21 protein-coding genes are annotated in these 21,612 nt (G+C 46.3%); 11 read left to right on the top strand and 10 right to left on the bottom strand.

All coding sequences use genetic code 11. From position 1 onward, the window contains the following. Window positions 1-47: 47 nt before the first annotated feature. Window positions 48-992, bottom strand: coding sequence for a LysR family transcriptional regulator (locus tag R7F07_RS21555; protein ID WP_017821924.1), 945 nt, complete (start codon window positions 990-992; stop codon window positions 48-50). Window positions 993-1,159: 167 nt separating this feature from the next. After that, window positions 1,160-1,342: a hypothetical protein gene (locus tag R7F07_RS21550; protein WP_005378880.1), complete on the bottom strand. Its 183-nt coding sequence runs from the start codon at window positions 1,340-1,342 to the stop codon at window positions 1,160-1,162. A 133-nt stretch (window positions 1,343-1,475) separates the two neighbouring features. Between R7F07_RS21550 and tusA the strand changes: the two genes are divergently transcribed. Continuing rightward, a complete protein-coding gene (gene tusA / locus R7F07_RS21545) occupies window positions 1,476-1,724 on the top strand; it encodes a sulfurtransferase TusA (protein ID WP_005378879.1) in 249 nt (82 codons plus the stop codon). 44 nt (window positions 1,725-1,768) lie between these two features. Here tusA and R7F07_RS21540 read toward each other — a convergent pair whose 3' ends face one another. After that, on the bottom strand, window positions 1,769-2,029 hold the full coding sequence (locus R7F07_RS21540) for a hypothetical protein (protein ID WP_047102559.1): 261 nt from the start codon (window positions 2,027-2,029) through the stop codon (window positions 1,769-1,771). A 160-nt stretch (window positions 2,030-2,189) separates the two neighbouring features. Continuing rightward, the gene (locus R7F07_RS21535; protein ID WP_005378877.1) at window positions 2,190-2,744 is read right to left on the bottom strand and encodes a TMEM165/GDT1 family protein; all 555 of its coding nucleotides are present in this window, start codon (window positions 2,742-2,744) and stop codon (window positions 2,190-2,192) included. A 484-nt stretch (window positions 2,745-3,228) separates the two neighbouring features. Here R7F07_RS21535 and glyQ point away from each other — a divergent pair, with 484 nt between their 5' ends. The 4 genes from glyQ to R7F07_RS21515 all read left to right on the top strand — a co-directional run bounded on the left by glyQ (window position 3,229) and on the right by R7F07_RS21515 (window position 10,011). Continuing rightward, window positions 3,229-4,146, top strand: a complete 918-nt coding sequence (gene glyQ, locus R7F07_RS21530) for a glycine--tRNA ligase subunit alpha (RefSeq protein WP_005383818.1) — start codon at window positions 3,229-3,231, stop codon at window positions 4,144-4,146. 13 nt (window positions 4,147-4,159) lie between these two features. Then, the gene (glyS, locus tag R7F07_RS21525) at window positions 4,160-6,226 is read left to right on the top strand and encodes a glycine--tRNA ligase subunit beta (protein ID WP_104979891.1); all 2,067 of its coding nucleotides are present in this window, start codon (window positions 4,160-4,162) and stop codon (window positions 6,224-6,226) included. Between the two features lie 217 nt (window positions 6,227-6,443). Next, the gene (locus R7F07_RS21520) at window positions 6,444-8,528 is read left to right on the top strand and encodes an alpha-amylase (RefSeq protein ID WP_171343337.1); all 2,085 of its coding nucleotides are present in this window, start codon (window positions 6,444-6,446) and stop codon (window positions 8,526-8,528) included. Between the two features lie 229 nt (window positions 8,529-8,757). Further along, on the top strand, window positions 8,758-10,011 hold the full coding sequence (locus R7F07_RS21515; protein WP_017635592.1) for a valine--pyruvate transaminase: 1,254 nt from the start codon (window positions 8,758-8,760) through the stop codon (window positions 10,009-10,011). A 127-nt stretch (window positions 10,012-10,138) separates the two neighbouring features. Here R7F07_RS21515 and R7F07_RS21510 read toward each other — a convergent pair whose 3' ends face one another. The 6 genes from R7F07_RS21510 to dnaA all read right to left on the bottom strand — a co-directional run bounded on the left by R7F07_RS21510 (window position 10,139) and on the right by dnaA (window position 17,960). Next, window positions 10,139-10,576 (bottom strand): Hsp20 family protein, encoded by a 438-nt coding sequence (locus R7F07_RS21510; protein ID WP_005378857.1) that lies wholly within the window; start codon window positions 10,574-10,576, stop codon window positions 10,139-10,141. Window positions 10,577-11,109: 533 nt separating this feature from the next. Then, on the bottom strand, window positions 11,110-11,526 hold the full coding sequence (locus tag R7F07_RS21505; RefSeq protein ID WP_318110559.1) for a GreA/GreB family elongation factor: 417 nt from the start codon (window positions 11,524-11,526) through the stop codon (window positions 11,110-11,112). A gap of 343 nt (window positions 11,527-11,869) precedes the next feature. After that, entirely contained in the window at window positions 11,870-14,287 is a 2,418-nt protein-coding gene (gyrB, locus tag R7F07_RS21500; RefSeq protein ID WP_005378841.1) for a DNA topoisomerase (ATP-hydrolyzing) subunit B, read from the bottom strand. Window positions 14,288-14,300: 13 nt separating this feature from the next. Then, a complete protein-coding gene (gene recF, locus R7F07_RS21495; RefSeq protein WP_005378839.1) occupies window positions 14,301-15,380 on the bottom strand; it encodes a DNA replication/repair protein RecF in 1,080 nt (359 codons plus the stop codon). A 9-nt stretch (window positions 15,381-15,389) separates the two neighbouring features. Beyond that, window positions 15,390-16,490, bottom strand: coding sequence for a DNA polymerase III subunit beta (gene dnaN / locus R7F07_RS21490; protein ID WP_005394106.1), 1,101 nt, complete (start codon window positions 16,488-16,490; stop codon window positions 15,390-15,392). A gap of 63 nt (window positions 16,491-16,553) precedes the next feature. Next, entirely contained in the window at window positions 16,554-17,960 is a 1,407-nt protein-coding gene (gene dnaA, locus R7F07_RS21485; protein ID WP_005378835.1) for a chromosomal replication initiator protein DnaA, read from the bottom strand. 412 nt (window positions 17,961-18,372) lie between these two features. On the opposite strand from dnaA, the gene R7F07_RS21480 reads away from it, so the two are divergent. From R7F07_RS21480 to yidD, 6 genes are all read left to right on the top strand, one after another. After that, the gene (locus tag R7F07_RS21480; protein WP_005378831.1) at window positions 18,373-19,119 is read left to right on the top strand and encodes an amino acid ABC transporter substrate-binding protein; all 747 of its coding nucleotides are present in this window, start codon (window positions 18,373-18,375) and stop codon (window positions 19,117-19,119) included. A gap of 114 nt (window positions 19,120-19,233) precedes the next feature. After that, the gene (locus R7F07_RS21475; protein ID WP_005378829.1) at window positions 19,234-19,905 is read left to right on the top strand and encodes an amino acid ABC transporter permease; all 672 of its coding nucleotides are present in this window, start codon (window positions 19,234-19,236) and stop codon (window positions 19,903-19,905) included. Further along, window positions 19,902-20,639: an amino acid ABC transporter ATP-binding protein gene (locus tag R7F07_RS21470; RefSeq protein ID WP_005378827.1), complete on the top strand. Its 738-nt coding sequence runs from the start codon at window positions 19,902-19,904 to the stop codon at window positions 20,637-20,639. The genes R7F07_RS21475 and R7F07_RS21470 overlap by 4 nt, the downstream gene beginning before the upstream one ends. A 242-nt stretch (window positions 20,640-20,881) precedes the next feature. Then, the gene (rpmH, locus tag R7F07_RS21465; protein WP_005378825.1) at window positions 20,882-21,016 is read left to right on the top strand and encodes a 50S ribosomal protein L34; all 135 of its coding nucleotides are present in this window, start codon (window positions 20,882-20,884) and stop codon (window positions 21,014-21,016) included. Between the two features lie 46 nt (window positions 21,017-21,062). Next, complete coding sequence (gene rnpA, locus R7F07_RS21460; protein WP_005394102.1) at window positions 21,063-21,386, top strand: ribonuclease P protein component; 324 nt, start codon at window positions 21,063-21,065, stop codon at window positions 21,384-21,386. After that, window positions 21,353-21,610 carry a membrane protein insertion efficiency factor YidD gene (yidD, locus tag R7F07_RS21455; RefSeq protein ID WP_005378822.1) on the top strand — a complete coding sequence of 86 codons (258 nt, stop codon included), beginning with the start codon at window positions 21,353-21,355 and terminating at the stop codon, window positions 21,608-21,610. The genes rnpA and yidD overlap by 34 nt, the downstream gene beginning before the upstream one ends. Window positions 21,611-21,612 lie beyond the last annotated feature (2 nt).

Raw genomic sequence — 21,612 nt, 5'->3', positions numbered from 1 at the left:
GACTCAGTGTAAACAGACGAAGAGCCGGCATTGCTGGCTCTTTTTTGTTAGCAGTTCAGTCCCATATCTTCGATACGTTTAGCTATCAGACGGCTACACTCTTCACGCACAATCGTTCTTAACCATTCTTGAGCGGGAGAATGCTCGCAACGCGCATGCCAAATCATCGAGTATTCAAACGGCGTGAATTGGAATGGTAACGGTTTCACCACCAAGTCATAACGCTCGGCAACCAGATACGCCAAATCCGCTGGCACTGTGATGATAATTGGCAAGGTATCCATGATCGCCAATGCGGCTTCTAAATGGTACGCCCGCAGGACCATTTTACGCTTAGGTTTCTCCATCAAAGCTTGTTCGATCAGTGCCTTAACACCATCACTGATGGCGATCATGGCATGTGGATGACTCAGATAATCATCCAAGCTCATTTCTTTATTCGCTAATGGATGCTGTTTTGAAAGCATACACAGCACCCCCACTCGCCCCAACACTTCACTGCGTAGAGGCTCCACCGGGCCTGTCGGGCGACAAATCGCTAAGTCTGCACCTTCATAAGTGAGCTGATCTGATAAACGGTCGTGTTGCAGTGGTAAGAAGTTGAAAGACACGTTTGGCGCTTCTTGGTAAATTCTCGGCAAAGCGAACGGTAAGATCGTTTGCATGGCATAGTCGGTGGTCACGATGTTGAAAGTCTGTACGCATTGCAATGGGTCAAACTCAACCGGAGATAACAACTGACGTAAAGACTCTAATGGTTCGCCCAATGAGCGATCGATCTCTAACGCTTTCTGAGTTGGGATCAAATGCTGTCCCTGACGAGTAAACAGCGGGTCTCCCAATAAGTCGCGTAGACGACCAAGCACACGACTCATTGCCGATTGACTCAAGTTCAGACGTGTTGCCGCCTTACTGACACTGTTTTCTTCTATCAGTACTCGCAACGCAACCAGTAAATTTAAATCTCGGCGATAGATGTCTTCCAGTTCCACGAATTAGCCACTTATTTTGTATGTGTTTGGGTAAATTGTACTCTTTAGGCAAAAAAAATCCCGCCTTTCAGCGGGGAAGCCCAAGAAAAATGGGGATAGTGTCGGAATGAAGTGTCGGTAAAAATAGGTGAGCGTTATTAAAAGCATTCTGATCCAAGCAAGAAGCGCTAATTTTCTTGCTCAGATGCGCCAGACCATCTGCGCATCTCGATCCAAATCCCAATAATAGTGGCAACCATGCCTACTAGAGGCGTCAAAGAGGTGTCAGCTGGCGTCCTGAGTACCAATGCACAAAACGAGATAAAACACAGCACTGAGTAAATCGTAAGTCTGTCTAACGCTGTTAACATTGCCTCTCCCTTGCCAGTTGTTACCAAATTGTTAATTTAAGGTAAAACAAAAAATTCGGTTTGCCAAGTGGTTATTGAATATTTTTTCAACGAAAGTAAAATTCAACGCTCAGTTAGTTACGAGAATCACACTATGAGCTTTAATCCTGAACTGGCAAACAAGACATTAGAGGCGGAAGGACTGCGCTGCCCAGAGCCAGTGATGATGGTCAGGAAGACAATTCGCAACATGCAAGATGGTGAGATTTTGCTGGTCAAAGCAGACGATCCATCCACAACTCGAGACATTCCGAGTTTCTGCCGCTTTATGGACCATCAATTAGTTGCGGCACAAACGGAGCAAGTTCCGTATCAGTACCTGATCAAGAAAGGATTGGAATAATCTGGTCGAACTAAAAACGGCAGCCTATATTGGCTGCCGTTTGTTTATTCGTCGTATTCGAGTGTGCGAACTTCTGATTGGAGCTTGTTAAGTTGTTTCTTCATTGCCCGCATCTCTTCATGCATAGGAATGATGTGAGCGACACGAATCCACGCTTCTACTGTCAATCCAGTAAGAACGAACGATCCTGCTACAATCGGTAACCACATATCAGTTAGCACCATCGCTAGTAAACACAGCACTAAACCAAAAGTGAATAAATAACTCTGACTCTTCGGGGACATCCCCATGTAACGTGTAAGCATAAACTTGCCCTCTCGCTATCATTCACACCATTAAACTACCATGACAAGTATGACACTTATATGTCATCCGTCACGCAACGGAACGATTTTGAGTCAGAGTTTGAACTCGCGCAGCACGCCACTAATGATTGATAACTCACATCATTTCACGTGCAAAAAATCAGAACAGTGCAGCCCCTATTGCCAGAGCAATAAACAAAAATGCGGTGATTTTACGGATCAGCCCTAAAGGCATCTTGTCGGCCGACAATTTACCAATCAGGACCACAGGTACATTCGCCAGCAGCATACCGATTGTGGTACCGATAATCACCAAACTTAACGCATCCGCGTATTGCGCCCCTAAGATGGAAGTGGCGATCTGAGTTTTATCGCCTATCTCCGCAACGAAGAACGCGATAAAGCTGGCAATAAATGGGCCTCGATTAGAAATCTGCTCGTCATCATCCAGTTTGTCCGGGATCAGAACCCAAGCCGCCATCGCGACAAAACTGACCACCAGCACCCACTTTAAAATCTCAGGTGATAGATAGTCTGCGACAACCACACCTAACCATGCAGCCAAAGCGTGGTTGGCAATAGTTGCCAAAAAGATTGCTGCAATAATTGGGATTGGTTTTCGGTAACGACTTGCGAGTAATAGAGATAGCAATTGGGTCTTATCGCCAATTTCTGCTAACGCTACAGTAGTAATTGAAATAGCTAAAACGCTCACGACATGCTCATTGGGGCAGGGATTATTATTTTTAACCGAAGACAAACCTCACGCCCCTACCCCGGTTCGTGATGATTTGTCTAAGGTCTTGCTAAACTTGAAAGGCTTCAAGTCTCGAACGCCATGGTGATTTTGCACCAATTATGTTGACGGACGAACCAGATGAAACAGAAACTTCATCAGGTAAGCTACTCCCCAAAGACAGGCGCAATTCTAGCCACCTTTGTTGCGCTTCTCAAGAGCCAAAGCAGGCAAAAACTCCCTTTTAGGAAAAATACAGCAGATAACGCGGTAAAAATTCATTAAAGGAGAAAATCGCCCACGAATTAATCAAGATTAGCTCTACTCCCATGCTCAATATCTGGTTATACTAGATTGTTAATTTATTCAACCGTAATTACTCTTTATCGCCGTTGTTAGAGTTGAAAAACTCGGCATAGATGACGAATTAACGAGTAACAAGAGAATCGCGCGAACCTGACTTATGCAAAAATACGATATCAAAACCTTCCAGGGAATGATCCTCGCGCTGCAGGATTATTGGGCTCAAAATGGTTGTACCATTGTTCAACCGCTAGATATGGAAGTGGGTGCGGGTACCTCTCACCCAATGACCTGTCTACGAGCGCTTGGCCCAGAGCCAATGTCGACAGCTTACGTACAACCTTCACGTCGTCCTACTGATGGCCGTTACGGTGAAAACCCTAACCGTCTTCAGCACTACTACCAATTCCAAGTAGCGCTAAAACCATCGCCTGACAATATTCAAGAGTTGTACCTTGGCTCCCTTGAAGTTCTTGGTATTGACCCTCTTGTACACGACATCCGTTTCGTAGAAGACAACTGGGAAAACCCAACACTAGGCGCATGGGGTCTGGGCTGGGAAGTTTGGCTAAACGGCATGGAAGTGACTCAGTTTACTTACTTCCAGCAAGTTGGCGGTCTTGAGTGTAAGCCAGTTACTGGTGAGATCACTTACGGTATCGAACGTCTAGCAATGTACATCCAAGAAGTAGACTCTGTTTACGACCTAGTTTGGAACATCGCACCAGACGGCAGCAAAGTGACTTACGGTGACATCTTCCACCAAAATGAAGTAGAGCAATCGACTTACAACTTCGAGCACGCAGACGTTGAATTCCTATTTGGCTTCTTCGAACAGTGCGAGAAAGAGTGTAAAGAGCTGCTTGAGCTTGAAAAGCCACTGCCACTACCTGCTTACGAGCGCATTCTAAAAGCTGGCCACGCATTCAACCTACTAGATGCGCGTAAAGCGATCTCAGTAACTGAACGCCAACGTTACATCCTACGCATCCGCAACCTGACGAAAGCAGTTGCAGAAGCATACTACGCATCGCGTGAAGCTCTTGGCTTCCCAATGTGTAAGAAAGAACAAGCGTAAGGGGTAGAGTAACATGGCAAAAGAATTTCTAATCGAGCTAGGTACAGAAGAGCTACCACCAACGCAACTTCGCACACTAGCTGAAGCATTCGCAGCAAACTTCGAAGCAGAACTAAAAGGCGCTGAGCTTGCTCACGAGGGCGTGAAATGGTTCGCGGCACCTCGTCGTCTTGCTCTAAAAGTAGCAGCACTAGCAGACAGCCAGTCTGACAAAGTTGTTGAAAAGCGTGGTCCTGCGGTTTCTGCAGCATTTGACGCAGAAGGCAACCCAACAAAAGCGGCTCAAGGCTGGGCACGCGGTTGTGGCATCACGGTTGACCAAGCAGAGCGCATGGTTACAGACAAAGGTGAATGGCTACTGTTCAAACAAGAAGTGAAAGGTCAGCCAACGTCTGAGATCGTCGTTGAACTTGCAGCGAAAGCACTAGCAAACCTACCTATCGCAAAACCAATGCGCTGGGGTAACAAAGCAACTCAGTTCATCCGTCCAGTTAAGACGCTAACCATGCTAATGGGCAGCGACCTAATCGAAGGCGAGATCCTTGGTGTCGCTTCAGACCGCACTATCCGTGGTCACCGCTTCATGGGTGAGCAAGAGTTCACTATCGATTCTGCTGAGCAATACCCTGCGATTCTAGAAGAGCGCGGTAAAGTAATGGCAGATTACGAAGCGCGTAAAGCAATCATCCTAGCTGACGCACAAAAAGCAGCAGCAGCGGTTGGCGGTATCGCTGACCTAGAAGATGACCTAGTAGAAGAAGTAACGTCTCTGGTTGAATGGCCAGTAGTACTAACAGCGAAGTTCGAAGAAGAGTTTCTAAAAGTGCCTTCTGAAGCGTTGGTTTACACCATGAAAGGTGACCAGAAGTACTTCCCTGTTTATGACGAAAACAAGAAGCTACTACCTAACTTCATCTTCGTATCGAACATCGAATCAAAAGAGCCTCGTTACGTAATCGAAGGTAACGAGAAAGTAGTTCGCCCTCGTCTTGCTGACGCAGAGTTCTTCTTCAACACAGACCGTAAGCGTCCGCTTATCGACCGTCTGCCTGAACTAGAGCAAGCGATCTTCCAAAAGCAACTGGGTACGATCAAAGACAAAACAGACCGCATCACAGAGCTTGCTGGCTACATTGCTGAGCAAATCGGTGCTGACGTTGAGAAATCAAAGCGTGCTGGTCTACTAGCAAAATGTGACCTAATGACCTCAATGGTATTCGAATTCACGGATACTCAAGGTGTTATGGGTATGCACTATGCTCGCCACGACGGTGAAGCAGAAGAAGTTGCAGTAGCACTGAACGAGCAATACATGCCTCGTTTCGCAGGTGATGAACTACCATCTAACGGCGTTTCAACTGCAGTTGCAATGGCAGACAAGCTAGACACTATCGTAGGTATCTTCGGTATTGGTCAAGCGCCTAAAGGCAGCGACCCATTCGCACTACGCCGCGCATCTCTAGGTGTACTACGTATCATCGTTGAATACGGCTACAACCTAGATCTTGTTGACCTAGTAGCGAAAGCGAAGTCACTGTTTGGCGATCGCCTAACCAACGACAACGTTGAGCAAGACGTTATCGAGTTCATGCTTGGTCGTTTCCGTGCTTGGTACCAAGACGAAGGCTTCAGCGTAGACATCATTCAAGCGGTTCTAGCTCGTCGTCCGACGAAACCAGCAGACTTCGACCAACGAGTTAAAGCGGTTTCTCACTTCCGTGAACTAGAAGCAGCAGAGTCTCTAGCAGCAGCGAACAAACGTGTAGGTAATATCCTAGCGAAATTCGACGGCGAACTAGCGGCAGACATCGACCTAGCACTTCTACACGAAGACGCAGAGAAAGCACTAGCAGAAAGCGTTGAAGTAATGACTGAAGCGCTAGAGCCAGCATTTGCTACAGGTAACTACCAAGAAGCCCTAAGCAAGCTAGCTGACCTACGTGAACCAGTTGATGCGTTCTTTGATAACGTAATGGTAATGGCAGACGACGAAGCACTTAAGAAGAACCGTCTGACACTACTGAACAACCTGCGTAACCTGTTCCTACAGATCGCAGACATTTCTTTGCTTCAAAAGTAATTCATTACTCTTCGAAGTGATTAAGAAATAAGTAAAAGGGAAGCAGATGCTTCCCTTTTTTGTTGCCTTCAAACCGATGAAGGTGACGCTTATTATTCATTTTGTGAACAAGACTAAAATTTGTAGGGTGAGACGCGTTTAACTTGTTGGTATAGAGCTCGGATTGTAGAGGCACAGTTTTGCTATAACTGGACTGTTTATTCGGGGGAAGGACACAATGAAAAAAACAATTCTCGCACTCTCTATTGGTCTACTGAGCGCTTGCAGCCAGATTCCAGAAAATGCCATCGTATTAAGCGTTGGTGATGACACCGCTGTTTTTGAGGAAAACTCACAAGGCTTACTTGTCGCCGAGCAAAAACTCGAAAAAGGCAGTTATAGCTTTACCATTGCTGACAGCAAGCAAAGCTGTGGCAGTAGCTTTGCCCTAGCAGAAGAAGATCGCATCAAATTCAATCGTCCATTAAAAATGGATAACTGCGCCACTGACGCACAAATGCCGCTGCGCATCTTCAAAGCCAATACCTATCAATTTACGCTCAACCCAACCACCAATGAGCTCACGGTCAAAATCAAACCAAAACAGACTCAGGACATCACCTACTCTTGCCCTGTCGCAACTGACACGCCAAAAACCATCAATGTTGCTCAAACCTTTAATGATGGCACTGTCGTTCGTGATGCCTTAGCCGGACAAGAAGCCACTGTCGCCAATGGCAGCGTCACCATGCAACCGGGTCCTATGAGCCAAGGTCTATTGCTGCTAGAAGAAGTTGAACAACAAGCCGACAAACCGTTCAGTTGGGACAATGCGACGGTGTACTTCGTCATGACCGACCGCTTCTACAATGGCAACCCAGACAACGACAACAGCTACGGTCGCAGCAAAGACGGAAAATATGAGATTGGCACCTTCCACGGTGGTGACTTGGCGGGTCTGACGAAAAAACTCGATTACATCGAATCACTTGGTGTGAATGCTATCTGGATAACCTCGCCACTGGAACAAATCCACGGCTGGGTTGGCGGCGGCGATAAAGGCGACTTTAAGCACTACGGCTACCACGGCTACTACCACCAAGATTGGACCAAGCTTGATGCCAACATGGGTACCGAAGATGAACTCAGAGCCTTCGTCGATACCGCCCACAAGAAAGGCATCCGCGTGATTTGGGATGTGGTCATGAACCACACTGGCTACGCAACATTAGCAGACATGCAGGAATTTGGCTTTGGTCAGCTTTACCTAGATGACCAAGAAGCTAAAGAAGTCCTTGGTGAAAAATGGACCGACTGGCAGCCAAAATCAGGACAAAGCTGGCACAGCTTCAACGATTACATCAAATACGGTGATAGCGAAGCGTGGGATAAATGGTGGGGCAAAGATTGGATCCGCACCGACATTGGTGACTACGATGCTCCGGGCTACAACGATATCACCATGTCTTTGAACTACCTACCGGATCTCAAAACCGAATCGACTAAGAAAACCGGATTACCAAACTTCTTCCGCAATAAAGACACCAATGCGCAAGATGAGCTGCAAACCCCACGTGAACACCTGATTACCTGGTTATCCGATTGGGTACGTGACTACGGCATTGACGGCTTCCGTGTCGACACGGCCAAACACGTTGAAATGGAAGCGTGGGCAGAGTTGAAAGCCAGCACCACTCAAGCGCTTGCCCAGTGGAAGCAAAACAATCCAGACAAAGCACTAGATGACCTGCCATTTTGGATGACAGGTGAAGTGTGGGCACACAGCGTAGTGAAGAGCCCGTATTTCGATAACGGCTTCGATTCCATCATCAACTTCGAGTTCCAATCTGATGTGGCACCAAAAGCGCTGAAGTGTTTCGCTCAACTTGATAATGATTACCGCCGCTATGCAGAGCGCATCAATACCGATCCTGAGTTCAATGTGTTGAGCTACCTGTCTTCACACGATACACAACTGTTTTGGTCGGCACGCAGCCGCAGCTTTGATGACCAAGCACGTGCGGCAAATGCTCTGATGCTGGCTCCGGGTGCAGTACAGATCTATTACGGTGATGAGATAGCTCGTGATTTTGGCATTACTGGTTCAGACGCCCACCAAGGCACACGCTCAGATATGCCATGGGATAAGATTCATGGCGAGCGTGAAGATCTGCTGCAACATTGGCAAAAATTGGGTGAATTCCGTAAACGCCACCCAGCGGTTGCTCAAGGTAAGCACATCACTCGCAATCAAGAAGGTTACTACGCGTTCGAACGCCAATACCAAGACGACAAGGTACTGATTGTTTACACCGGTGAGTAAATCACACTCTCTCCACCAGCAAGGGAAGCATAAGCTTCCCTTTTTTATTGTTCTTTTTGCCATTTAGTCTCGTCCCTCTGGTCTGATGACGCACTTTTTTCTTTTTCGGCTTAATTCACACTTTGCGTTAATTACACATTGAGGTAAGGTCAAGGATTACTCGATAAGCCGATAAAACATCGGCATAAACATACACAAAGCAATCACAATGAATTAGGTATAAGTCAGCATGCAGTTCTCAAAGTTTGGTGAAAAATTTAATCAGTATTCAGGTATTACGCAGTTAATGGACGATTTGAATGATGGTCTGCGCACACCAGGTGCCATCATGCTCGGTGGAGGTAATCCTGCCGCCATTCCTGCCATGCTCGATTACTTTCACCAAGCCAGTGAGGAAATGCTCGCCAGTGGGGAGCTCGTCGCCGCCCTCGCCAACTACGATGGCCCGCAGGGTAAAGACGCGTTCGTCAAAGCGCTAGCTCAGTTATTCCGTGAAACTTACGGCTGGGATATTTCCGAAAAAAACATCAGCCTAACTAACGGTAGCCAAAGTGGCTTTTTCTACTTGTTCAACTTGTTGGCAGGTAAACAGCCAGACGGTTCGCACAAGAAAGTGCTACTGCCTATCGCACCTGAGTACATAGGTTATGGTGATGCTGGCATTGATGAAGATATCTTTATCTCTTACCACCCAGAAATCGAGCTGTTAGATAACGGCCTGTTTAAATACCACGTCGATTTTGAGCAACTCGCCGTCGACGACTCTGTTGCGGCAATCTGCGCGTCTCGCCCAACTAACCCAACGGGTAATGTACTGACAGATGAAGAAGTACGTAAGCTGGACAAGCTAGCACGTGAGAACAACATCCCACTGATCATCGATAACGCCTACGGTCTACCTTTCCCGAACATCATCTTTGAAGATGTCGAACCGTTCTGGAATGAAAACACCATCCTATGCATGAGCCTATCTAAGCTTGGTTTACCGGGCGTGCGTTGTGGCATTGTGATTGCGAGTGAAGAAATCACTCAAGCGTTAACCAATATGAACGGCATCATCAGCCTGGCGCCTGGCAGTGTTGGTCCAGCGCTGGCAAACCATATAATTGGCAAAGGTGATCTGCTTAAACTGAGTTCAGAGGTGATTAAGCCGTTCTACAAGCAAAAATCACAACGTGCGGTTGAACTGCTCCAACAAGCAATTACCGATGAGCGATTCCGCATCCACAAGCCGGAAGGCGCTATCTTCTTGTGGTTATGGTTTGATGAACTGCCAATCACAACAATGGAACTGTACCAACGCTTGAAAGCGCGTGGCGTATTGATTGTCCCTGGTGAATATTTCTTTATTGGTCAGCAAGACGAGTGGGATCACGCGCACCAATGCCTGCGTATGAACTACGTTCAAGATGATGAGATGATGCAAAAAGGCATTGCGATTATCGCTGAAGAAGTGGAAAAGGCTTACCGCGAAGGTAAATAGACGGATTGAACTCAGCCGTTCTTCTCTTTGAAATTACGGCTTTGAAATAGCGGATTTGAAAACCCCCAAACTAAAAAGAGCGCCCATATGGCGCTCTTTCTCATTCTATAACCGGGTGGTTAACTGATTAGTTGTTCTCAATCAGGTTGTTGCCACCGATAGCAATCTTACGTGGTTGCATGGCTTCAGGGATTTCACGAACTAAATCGATATGAAGCAGACCGTTTTCCATTGATGCACCCACGACTTTTACGTAATCCGCTAGCTGGAATTTACGTTCAAAATCACGTTCTGCAATACCTTGGTAAACGTAGTTTTTGCCTTCTTCGGCTTTACGTTCGCCCTTCACAATCAACATGTTTTCGTTTTGAGTCAGATCGAGCTGTTCTTCAGCAAAGCCAGCAACGGCCATAGTAATACGGTAGTTGTGCTCGTCTTTTTGCTCAATGTTGTATGGAGGGTAACCGCCAGAAGTATTTTTCGCTGTATTCGCTTCCATCAGGTTTAGCAGACGATCAAAGCCAATTGCATTACGGTATAGTGGTGAGAAATCTACATTACGCATAAATCTATCCTCTTAATTAAGCAATAGTCTTAGTTCAGATGAGTTTCATCCTACTGGCGTGTTTATGCAAAAACCAACGCCGAACTAAGAGATTCTTATCATTCCACTGGCCTTGGTTTGGCTCGGAGACATGATATTGAATCTAAAGGTTTAAGTTGTGTGCTAAAGCGCCATATCCTCTTCTGAGCGATCTCGTTTTAGCGATTTCAGAGGGCTGGTCTTCTAGTCTCTAGCAAGCCAGTCACCCTCTTCACAACTAGATATAAGGTCGTCAAAAATGACTTTCAAGGGAAAAAATAAAAAATTTTTAAAGCATCCACTATCCCCTTGAACAGCTTAGTTCCTCATCACTTCACGATCAGTGATAAAAAGCCCGCCGTTCTGGAGGGCTCAATCTACACTTTACTTGCGGGAGGATTTACGCGCTTTTACAACGCCCTTTTCTGCCGCCTTTTCCTGCTTTAGTTTGCGCTTTTCTTTTAGACTCAACTGCGGTTGTTTCTTTTCTTTCTTACTCATGACTTCACCTCTATTTATTGGCACAACAGACAACCACACAGCATTTTCTGAGCTGGTGGCTGCGATTGATGAACAATTTCAGTAATCACAAAGCAGCGTCGCTGATTAAAAATTTCCACTTCGAGCGCATCATTTTTAGCTCGACCTAACAGTCGAGACCCCAAATAAGAATCGACCGCGAGCATACCTGCCATGGGTTGCCCCTTACGCGAGCTGACCAATGTCATGCGATATTGATAGGCGCGTTCAACATCCACTAAGCGAACCGTGTCTCCAACCGCAATACGAGCTCGGTTACGGCAATGGGCTTGTTGCTCGCAGATTTCAAATAGCGATAACAACCTTAGTGGTGATTGATAGGTTAAAAAGCGACTGGTTAACCACCAAGTTCGCAGCGCCAAGCAGTACGCTGAGAACCAGCGTTCAAACATGATTATTTCCTTCTTAATGCCTTGTCTTACAAATAAATTCAGTGCATTGAACCGGAAGTGCATCACTTCCGGCTTAGTTCAGGAAAGTCATCACCATTTTCTTAGTCTCCTTATTCATCAGCTCTTCAGCACTATAGCGAGCAGAAAAAAGAAAGCAAAAACGCTCAAGCGAACAAAATGGCGAGAAAAAAAGAAAACAGAAATAAAATGGCAGGCTTGATCGGGTTGTTGGCAGTTAGTACCAGAAAAACATCCGCTTTAGCAGAAAGTGGCGATTTTAGCTGGTGGTACAACAAAAAAAGCAGCGATTTCTCGCTGCTTTTTACTATCACGAACAGTGTCGTTATACGTCTAGGTTCGCTACTTTCAGTGCGTTCTCTTCGATGAAGTTACGACGAGGTTCTACTTGGTCGCCCATTAGCGTAGTGAACAGTTGATCTGCACCTACCGCATCTTCAATCGTTACCTGCATCATACGACGAGTTTCTGGGTCCATGGTGGTTTCCCAAAGTTGGTCTGGGTTCATCTCACCTAGACCTTTGTAGCGCTGACGGCTTAAGCCACGCATTGACTCTTTCACTAACCAGTCAAGCGCTTCTGCAAAGTTTGCCACTGGCATAGTACGCTCACCACGTTTGATGTACGCGCCTTCTTCCAGAAGTCCATCAAGTGCTTCTGATAGATCAGCCAACTTGCCGTACTCTTTCGAGTTTAGGAAGTCGATGCTAATTGCATGTTCGTGCGTCACGCCGTGAGTACGAACCACAATCTTAGGCAAGTTTAAGCCTAGCTCTTCGTGCTGCTCAACTTCGTAGCTGTACTGACTTGCACCCACTTCTTTCGCATTCAGCTGTTCAATAAGCTGCTTCGTCCAAGCTTCCACAACTGATGCGTCATGGCATTGCTCTGGCGTTAGGCGAGGAGTGTAAATCAACTCGTTTACCAAAGCACTTGGGTAGCGACGGCTCATACGTTCCGCCAGTTTAATACCCGCATTGTACTGTTGAACAAGCTTCTCTAGTGCTTCACCTGCCAGTGCAGGTGCTTCTGCGTTTACGTGTAGCGATGCATTGTCCAGAGCCAATGATACTTGGTATTGGTTCATCGCTTCTTCATCTTTGATGTACTGCTCTTGTTTGCCTTTTTTCACTTTGTATAGTGGTGGCTGAGCGATGTACACATAGCCACGCTCGATAAGCTCTGGCATTTGACGGTAGAAGAAGGTCAACAGTAGCGTACGGATGTGCGAACCATCGACATCGGCATCGGTCATGATGATGATGTTGTGGTAACGAAGCTTGTCCGGGTTGTACTCGTCACGACCGATACCACAACCTAGTGCGGTGATCAGTGTTGCTACTTCTTGAGAAGATAGCATCTTGTCGAAACGTGCTTTTTCTACGTTAAGAATCTTACCTTTTAGCGGTAGGATTGCTTGGTTCTTGCGGTTACGGCCTTGTTTTGCGGAGCCGCCTGCCGAATCACCCTCCACTATGTATAGTTCAGAGAGTGCCGGATCTTTTTCCTGACAGTCTGCAAGTTTACCTGGAAGACCAGCTAGGTCTAGTGCACCTTTACGGCGCGTCATTTCACGAGCTTTACGCGCAGCTTCACGTGCACGTGCTGCATCGATGATTTTCGAACAAACCATCTTCGCTTCTGTCGGGTTCTCAATCAGGAACTCAGACAGTTTTTCACCCATTGCAGACTCAACAGCTGATTTCACTTCAGAAGAAACTAGTTTGTCTTTTGTTTGGCTTGAGAACTTAGGATCAGGCACTTTCACCGAAACAACCGCAGTTAGACCTTCACGCGCATCGTCGCCTGAAGTCGCTGTTTTCGCTTTCTTCGAGAAACCTTCTTTATCCATAAAGCTGTTCAATGTACGTGTTAGCGCAGCACGGAAACCAGCAAGGTGAGTACCACCATCACGCTGTGGGATATTGTTGGTAAAGCAGAAGATGTTCTCTTGGAAACCATCGTTCCATTGCATCGCCACTTCAACTGAAATGCCGTCTTCACGCTCAGAGTTAAAGTGGAAGATTTTTTCGATGATTGGCGTTTTGTTGGTGTTTAGGTGATCAACGAACGCTTGAATACCACCTTCATACATGAAGTGATCATGTTTGTCCGCTTCACGTTCATCAACCAATTTGATCGACACACCAGAGTTCAGGAATGACAGTTCACGCAGGCGTTTCGCCAGAATGTCATAGTGGAACTCTGTGTTAGAGAACGTCTCGGCACTTGGCCAGAAACGAATTTGTGTACCGGTTTTATCCGTATCACCCACAACAGCTAGTGGCGCTTGAGGCTCACCATGGCGGTAGGTTTGCGTATGGATATGGCCACCACGATGAATCGTTAGCTCAACTTTCTCTGATAGTGCGTTTACTACTGAAACACCTACCCCGTGAAGACCACCCGATACTTTGTATGAGTTATCGTCGAACTTACCACCCGCGTGAAGAACCGTCATGATTACTTCTGCTGCAGAGACATTTTCCTCTGAGTGGATTTCTGTTGGAATGCCACGACCATCATCGCTAACGGAAACCGAGTTATCCTCATGAATTGTCACAACGATGTCTTTACAGTGACCTGCCAACGCTTCATCAATTGAGTTATCCACCACCTCGAAAACCATGTGGTGAAGGCCGGTGCCGTCGTCCGTATCGCCGATGTACATTCCTGGACGCTTACGTACCGCATCCAGACCCTTCAGTACCTTAATACTCGATGAATCGTAATTTTCAGACATGAGTTTCTCTCTTCTAGTTTGACTCTATCCTGCCATGTTCCACATGAAACAATTTACCGTTATCGTCCAACATATCGGCGATTTGGCTTTCAGTGATAGAGCTTACAAATACTTGTGCGCCCGTCTCTTTTAAGCAGTCAGCAAGACGCTTGCGACGTTGGCTATCTAATTCCGACGCGAAGTCATCAATTAGGTAAATGCATTGTTTACCGGCCATCTCTGTCAGGTGTTGCCCTTGCGCTACACGCAATGCACACACCATGAGTTTTAATTGACCGCGTGACAGAACATCTTCAACGGGCGTTCCGTTCACTTTAATGCGCAAATCAGCTTTGTTTGGGCCACTAAAGGTGTATCCCAATGCCTGATCACGCTCAAAATTCTTTTCTAGTATCTCGTGGTATGGAGTGTCTTTATCCCAGCCACGATAATACTTCAATTGGATCTCAAATTCTGGCAAAAATGTCTGACAGATAGTTTCTGCGACAGTTTTCATCTGCTCGATGTAACTTGCTCGCCATTGGCTGATGTTTTCAGCCAATCCTGCCATTTCCTGATCCCAATAACTGAGCTCACGATAACTATTGGCGGTTTTCAACAACGCGTTGCGCTGCTTGTTCAGGCGCTTGAACCTTCCCCATGCTTGATAAAAAGCGGGCTCGGTATGAAACACGCCCCAATCAATAAACGCACGACGATGTTTAGGGCCATCTGTCAGTAAATCAAACCCTTCTGGGTGTATCAACTGCAGAGGCAGAACTTGTGCCAGCTGCGCTAATTTTTGTCCAGATTGACCGCCTATTTTAACCTCTGTTGAGCCATCACGCTGCTTATTAATGCCGATAGGTAGCTCAAATTGATCCGAGTTCAAAAAACGACCATGAACAAACAGTTCGTCACACTCATTTTGTATCACTCGTCCGGTGAGAGAGCTCTTGAATGAGCGGCCATGCCCGAGCAGATAAACCGCTTCTAAGACACTGGTTTTACCGCTGCCGTTCGGCCCGATAAGAAAGTTAAAGCCTGCTGATAACTCAATATCACAGGCTTTAATGTTTCGAAACTGCTGAATGATGAGACGAGAAAGAGGCATTCAGTTGGCTTATAGACGAATTGGCATCACCACGTACATGGCACTGTCATCGTCGGCATTTTCAATCAACGCGCTAGCGTTAGCATCCGACATCGACACACGTACATTTTCACAACGCAACGTGTTCAGAACATCAAGCACATAGCTTACGTTAAAGCCGATTTCGATGGCGTCACCTTCAAAGGTTACATCAAGCATCTCTTCCGCTTCTTCTTGTTCTGGGTTATTCGCGGTTATGCGCATTTCAGTATCAGCCAGATTCACACGCACGCCACGGAATTTTTCGTTGGAAAGAATCGCAGCACGAGAGAAGGCTTGGCGCAACTCGTCACAACTTGCTATTAGGGTCTTATTGGTGCTCTGAGGCAATACACGGCGGTAGTCAGGGAAACGACCATCAACCAACTTAGAGGTAAAAGTAAAGTTATTCACCTCAGCACGAACATTGGAGCTACCGATCTGAAGTACTACAGGCTGCTCTGGCGCATCCATCAACTTTACTAATTCTTGCACACCTTTGCGTGGCACGATGATTTGCTTCTGCGCAAAGTCTGCACCTAGCTGAGTTTGCGATACCGCCATACGGTGGCCGTCCGTCGCCACGCTGCGTAACGTGGTGCCGTCAATTTCAAACAACATGCCGTTGAGGTAGTAACGAACGTCTTGATTCGCCATCGAGAACTGAGTTTTGTCGATCAGCGTACGTAAATCAGCTTGGCTCAGTGATACTTCCACTTCGCTTTGCCAGTCTTCAATATTAGGGAAATCGTTTGCAGGAAGCGTTGCCAACGAGAAACGGCTGCGACCAGAGCGAACTTGTACGCGATCACCTTCTAATACAAATGTGATGATCGCATCGTCCGGTAAACCACGACAGATATCGAGAAACTTACGCGAAGGAACGGTAATGCTGCCCGCTTCAAAATCACCTTCTAGCGTCACTTTGCTTACTAACTCTACTTCAAGATCGGTTGCCGTCATCGACAATACGTTCTCTTCTACTTTAAGAAGTAGGTTACCCAGGATTGGCAGAGTTGGTCGGCCACCTAAAGCGCCCGAAACCTGCTGTAGCGGTTTGATTAAATGACTACGTTCAATGGTAAATTTCATGCTTGGCTCTTTACGCTGTCAGCTCAATAAATGATTTGCTTAGAATACCGTTATTCTAACCGATTACGAAGACAGGGTGCGAATCAAGTTAGAGTAATCTTCTTTAATGTCGTGGCTCTCTTCACGCAGCTGCTCAATCTTGCGACAAGCATGAAGCACGGTCGTATGATCGCGGCCCCCAAACGCATCGCCAATTTCAGGCAAACTGTGGTTGGTTAGCTCTTTTGCTAACGCCATGGCCAGCTGACGAGGACGCGCTACAGAACGAGAGCGACGTTTAGACAGCAAGTCCGCCACTTTAATCTTGTAATATTCCGCCACGGTCTTTTGAATGTTATCGATTGTCACCAGCTTCTCTTGTAGAGCAAGCAGATCGCGTAGCGCTTCACGAACAAAATCAATCGTAATTGGACGACCAGTAAAGTTCGCGTTCGCGATAACGCGGTTCAGTGCACCTTCTAGCTCACGAACGTTCGAACGCAGACGCTTGGCAATGAAGAATGCCACTTCATCAGCAAGGTGGATTTGGTGATCTTCAGCTTTTTTCATCAAGATCGCCACACGCGTTTCAAGCTCAGGCGGCTCGATCGCAACAGTAAGACCCCAACCAAAGCGAGATTTAAGACGATCTTCAACGCCATTAATTTCTTTAGGATAACGGTCAGACGTTAGAATGATCTGCTGATTACCTTCCAATAGTGCGTTGAAGGTATGGAAGAATTCTTCTTGCGAACGTTCTTTATTAGCAAAGAATTGGATGTCATCGATAAGAAGCGCATCAACACTGCGGTAGTAACGTTTGAATTCTTCAATCGCATTGTTTTGCAGCGCTTTCACCATGTCTTGCACAAAACGTTCTGAGTGCATGTAGACCACTTTTGCGTTCGGGTTGTTATCCACAATCGCGTTACCCACCGCATGCAATAAGTGGGTTTTACCCAAACCCGTGCCGCCGTATAGGAATAGTGGGTTGTAAGCTGCACCTGGGTTATCCGATACCTGACGCGCCGCAGCCAAACCCAGTTGGTTCGACTTACCTTCAACAAAGTTGTCGAACTTGTGTTTTGGGTTCATGTTTGAGCGGTGATTGATAGCCGCAATCGCTTGAGCGTCGTCATCCCAGGTTTTGTGTACTGGCTTACGCGCCTGTAATTGCGCAGGTGCAGATGACTCCGCAGCCACATCTGCAGGCGTACGTGTCGGCGCTGGTTTTGGTGCAGAGACAGGTCGGCTCCCCACTTCAAAACGTAAGTTAGGAATATCGCCACCGCAGTATTCCTGCAGTAAGCGAGTAATATTGTTCAGATACTTATCACGCACCCAGTCCAACACAAAGCGGTTTGGCGCGAATAGAGTGAGAGTATTGTCATTGAGCTCCGCTTGTAGCGGACGAACCCACATGCTGAATTCTGTAGCTGGTAGCTCTTCTTGAAGCTGCTGCAAACATTGCAGCCAAAGCGAAGATGACACGGTGCCCCCACTGAGTAATTGAATTATCGGAAAAGACTGGCAATTTTACCTGTTGATAACCAAGATCGCCAGCGATTGATCGACGATCCAGTGAATAAGATCCAAGTTATTCACAATTATTTCTGCAAACTTGATGAGATCAACACACCTTGCCCCAAATTTGCCCACACAACGATCCACAATTGGGCAAAATTCACAAGATCGAGCGATTGGTGATAAGTCTGTGTATTATTTTATTCCCAATGCTGATTTTGTCGATCATTTCGCTAGGTTCAGTTCGCATTTTCGTCACATTTAACATTCTTCTTCTATTATCTAATAACTCACAGGTCTAGGTTATTGCTCTTGGTTATTTATTTAATTGAGCTAACTAACAGTAGTATTTCCAACCATAAAATTATGGAGATGTATTATGAAAAACTGGATTAAGGTTGCCGTTGCAGCCATTGCACTGTCGGCAGCAACCGTACAAGCCGCTACTGAAGTCAAAGTTGGTATGTCAGGTCGCTACTTCCCGTTTACTTTTGTAAAGCAAGACAAGCTACAAGGCTTTGAAGTCGACATGTGGGATGAAATCGGTAAACGTAACGATTACAAAATCGAATACGTAACAGCCAACTTCTCTGGTTTATTTGGTCTTTTAGAAACTGGTCGTATCGATACGATCTCCAACCAAATCACCATGACTGATGAGCGTAAAGCTAAATACCTATTTGCTGACCCTTACGTTGTAGATGGCGCACAAATTACCGTGCGTAAAGGCAACGACAGCATCAAAGGTGTTGACGATCTTGCGGGCAAAACCGTTGCGGTCAACCTAGGCTCTAACTTTGAGCAACTACTGCGTCAATACGACAAAGACGGCAAGATCAACATTAAAACGTACGACACAGGTATCGAACATGACGTGGCGCTCGGTCGTGCAGACGCGTTTGTAATGGATCGTCTTTCTGCGTTAGAGCTGATTAAGAAAACTGGCCTTCCTCTGGAATTGGCAGGTGAACCGTTTGAGACCATTCAAAACGCATGGCCTTTCGTTGACAACGAGAAAGGTCGTAAGCTGCAAGAAGAAGTAAACAAAGCACTGGCTGAGATGCGCGCAGATGGTACAGTAGAGAAAATTTCCGTGAAGTGGTTTGGCGCTGACATCACGAAATAAGAACTCTTTGTACTTTAGGCCGCAAAGTGGTATCACTCTTGGACTAAAATAAACTTACGTAAAGGTGGAACTTGTTTTCCACCTTTTCTTTTCTCTAGCCTTTAGGTAAGCCGTATGGGATTTGACTTTAATTACATGTTGGAACTGCTGCCGATATTGCTGAAATATCTTGGCACAACCATGGAAATGGCGACATGGGGATTGGTGTTTTCGCTGATTTTATCCGTCATTTTAGCCAATATTCGCGTATTTAAACTGCCAGTTCTGGATCAATTAAGCCAACTGTACATCAGCTTCTTCCGTGGCACCCCACTGTTGGTTCAGCTTTTCCTGCTTTACTACGGCTTACCGCAAATTTTTCCATTGATGGTCGGTATCGACGCCTTTTCAGCAGCGGTGATCGGTTTAACGCTGCACTTTGCCGCTTATATGGCGGAAAGTATTCGTGCCGCCATTATTGGCATTGATCGCAGCCAAATGGAAGCGAGCTTATCGGTCGGTATGACGACATCCCAAGCAATGCGCCGAGTGATTTTACCTCAAGCAACGCGTGTCGCACTGCCTTCATTGATGAACTATTTCATCGATATGATCAAGTCAACGTCTCTCGCTTTCACGCTTGGTGTGGCCGAAATCATGGCGAAAGCACAGATGGAAGCCTCATCAAGTTTCCGTTTCTTTGAAGCTTTCCTTGCGGTTGCTCTTATTTACTGGGGCGTGGTGGTAATTCTGACTCGCGTACAAATCTGGGCAGAAGCAAAACTGAATAAGGCGTACGTACGATGATTAAGTTAGAAAATATTCACAAACGTTTTGGTGAGACTGAAGTGCTGAAAGGCATCGACCTCGATATTAAGCAAGGTGAGATCATCGTGATTATCGGCTCAAGTGGAACGGGTAAATCAACCTTGCTGCGTACGGTGAACTTTCTAGAGCAGGCAGATGAAGGTCGTATCACGATAGATGACATCTCCGTTGATACTCAAAAACACACTAAAGCCGAAGTATTAGCGCTGCGTCGTCGAACTGGCTTTGTGTTCCAAAACTATGCCCTGTTTGCCCACATGAATGCGCGCCAGAACATTGCCGAAGGTCTAGTGACCGTTCGAGGCTGGAAAAAAGCCGATGCTCTCAAACGAGCGCAACAAATTCTGGATGACATCGGCCTTGGGGATAAAGGCGATAGTTATCCAGCGGCATTGTCTGGCGGCCAACAACAACGTGTGGGTATCGGCCGAGCGATGGCGCTGCAACCAGAACTGCTGTTGTTTGACGAACCAACTTCTGCGCTGGATCCTGAATGGGTCGGTGAAGTTCTCTCATTAATGAAGAAGTTAGCTAATCAGCATCAAACCATGCTGGTGGTGACGCACGAGATGCAATTCGCGAAAGAAGTCGCTGATAGAGTGATCTTCATGGCGGAAGGCAATATCGTTGAGCAAGGTTCTCCACAGGATATCTTCGATAATCCACAAGATCCTCGTTTGAAAAAATTCCTTAACCAAGTAGGAATAGAGTAACGATCAAGCATCAGGATCGATTGATCCTTGAGATTTTACTCACACTACGTATAATCGCCCGGCCGGAATTTCGTACTCATTGAGTCATTGACACATTATGTGAGTGTGATTACAATTCCGCCTCTTTGTTGAGAGGCGTCGGTTGTCCTTCTCTATATAAAGAGCTTCTTTATATAAGAAAGCAAATACCCACGCCGGGTTTAACAAGAACCTAAAACTACTGATCAGTAAAGGTAATTATCATGAAACGCACTTTTCAACCTACAGTTCTAAAGCGCAAGCGTACTCACGGCTTCCGTGCTCGCATGGCAACTAAGAACGGTCGTAAAGTTATCAACGCACGTCGTGCAAAAGGCCGTGCGCGCCTATCAAAATAATCGCTAGTTTATTTTGAACACGTACGCGTTTAATCGGGAGTTACGTTTGTTAACTCCCGAGCATTATCAAAACGTCTTCCAGCAAGCTCATCGAGCTGGCTCGCCTCATTTCACCATCATTGCTCGCAATAACAAACTTTCTCACCCACGATTAGGTTTAGCGGTTCCCAAAAAGCAAATCAAAACGGCTGTCGGTCGTAACCGATTTAAGCGTTTGGCTCGTGAAAGCTTTCGTAACAATCAACATCAGCTTCCAAACAAAGATTTTGTTGTGATTGCAAAGAAAAGCGCGCAAGATTTAAGCAATGAGGAAATTTTTAAGTTGTTTGATAAGCTATGGCAACGCCTGTCTCGCCCTTCACGTGGATAGCCATTGGGCTCGTTTATCTGTATCGCTGGTTTATCAGCCCTTTGATTGGTCCTCGTTGCCGGTTCACACCAACCTGTTCCACTTACGCGCTAGAAGCTTTGAGAGCTCACGGTTTTGTAAAAGGATGTTGGTTATCAGGCAAACGTCTATTAAAATGCCACCCTTTGAATGAAGGGGGGTATGACCCCGTTCCACCAGTCCAAAAACAAGACAGAGATAACTAACG

The sequence above is a fragment of the Vibrio sp. YT-16 genome, from assembly GCF_033337405.1.
GTDB lineage: Bacteria > Pseudomonadota > Gammaproteobacteria > Enterobacterales > Vibrionaceae > Vibrio > Vibrio alginolyticus.
Note: the sequence above shows the minus strand (reverse complement) of the source record. Positions and strands in the feature narration are given on the sequence as shown.

What these genes read in the sequence shown, in the direction of transcription:
- R7F07_RS21550 (WP_005378880.1), bottom strand. Translation starts at nt 1,342, where the DNA reads ATGTTAACAGCGTTAGACAGACTTACGATTTACTCAGTGCTGTGTTTT.
- tusA (WP_005378879.1), top strand. Translation starts at nt 1,476, where the DNA reads ATGAGCTTTAATCCTGAACTGGCAAACAAGACATTAGAGGCGGAAGGA.
- R7F07_RS21540 (WP_047102559.1), bottom strand. Translation starts at nt 2,029, where the DNA reads ATGCTTACACGTTACATGGGGATGTCCCCGAAGAGTCAGAGTTATTTA.
- glyQ (WP_005383818.1), top strand. Translation starts at nt 3,229, where the DNA reads ATGCAAAAATACGATATCAAAACCTTCCAGGGAATGATCCTCGCGCTG.
- glyS (WP_104979891.1), top strand. Translation starts at nt 4,160, where the DNA reads ATGGCAAAAGAATTTCTAATCGAGCTAGGTACAGAAGAGCTACCACCA.
- R7F07_RS21520 (WP_171343337.1), top strand. Translation starts at nt 6,444, where the DNA reads ATGAAAAAAACAATTCTCGCACTCTCTATTGGTCTACTGAGCGCTTGC.
- R7F07_RS21515 (WP_017635592.1), top strand. Translation starts at nt 8,758, where the DNA reads ATGCAGTTCTCAAAGTTTGGTGAAAAATTTAATCAGTATTCAGGTATT.
- R7F07_RS21510 (WP_005378857.1), bottom strand. Translation starts at nt 10,576, where the DNA reads ATGCGTAATGTAGATTTCTCACCACTATACCGTAATGCAATTGGCTTT.
- R7F07_RS21505 (WP_318110559.1), bottom strand. Translation starts at nt 11,526, where the DNA reads ATGTTTGAACGCTGGTTCTCAGCGTACTGCTTGGCGCTGCGAACTTGG.
- gyrB (WP_005378841.1), bottom strand. Translation starts at nt 14,287, where the DNA reads ATGTCTGAAAATTACGATTCATCGAGTATTAAGGTACTGAAGGGTCTG.
- recF (WP_005378839.1), bottom strand. Translation starts at nt 15,380, where the DNA reads ATGCCTCTTTCTCGTCTCATCATTCAGCAGTTTCGAAACATTAAAGCC.
- dnaN (WP_005394106.1), bottom strand. Translation starts at nt 16,490, where the DNA reads ATGAAATTTACCATTGAACGTAGTCATTTAATCAAACCGCTACAGCAG.
- R7F07_RS21480 (WP_005378831.1), top strand. Translation starts at nt 18,373, where the DNA reads ATGAAAAACTGGATTAAGGTTGCCGTTGCAGCCATTGCACTGTCGGCA.
- R7F07_RS21475 (WP_005378829.1), top strand. Translation starts at nt 19,234, where the DNA reads ATGGGATTTGACTTTAATTACATGTTGGAACTGCTGCCGATATTGCTG.
- R7F07_RS21470 (WP_005378827.1), top strand. Translation starts at nt 19,902, where the DNA reads ATGATTAAGTTAGAAAATATTCACAAACGTTTTGGTGAGACTGAAGTG.
- rpmH (WP_005378825.1), top strand. Translation starts at nt 20,882, where the DNA reads ATGAAACGCACTTTTCAACCTACAGTTCTAAAGCGCAAGCGTACTCAC.
- yidD (WP_005378822.1), top strand. Translation starts at nt 21,353, where the DNA reads ATGGCAACGCCTGTCTCGCCCTTCACGTGGATAGCCATTGGGCTCGTT.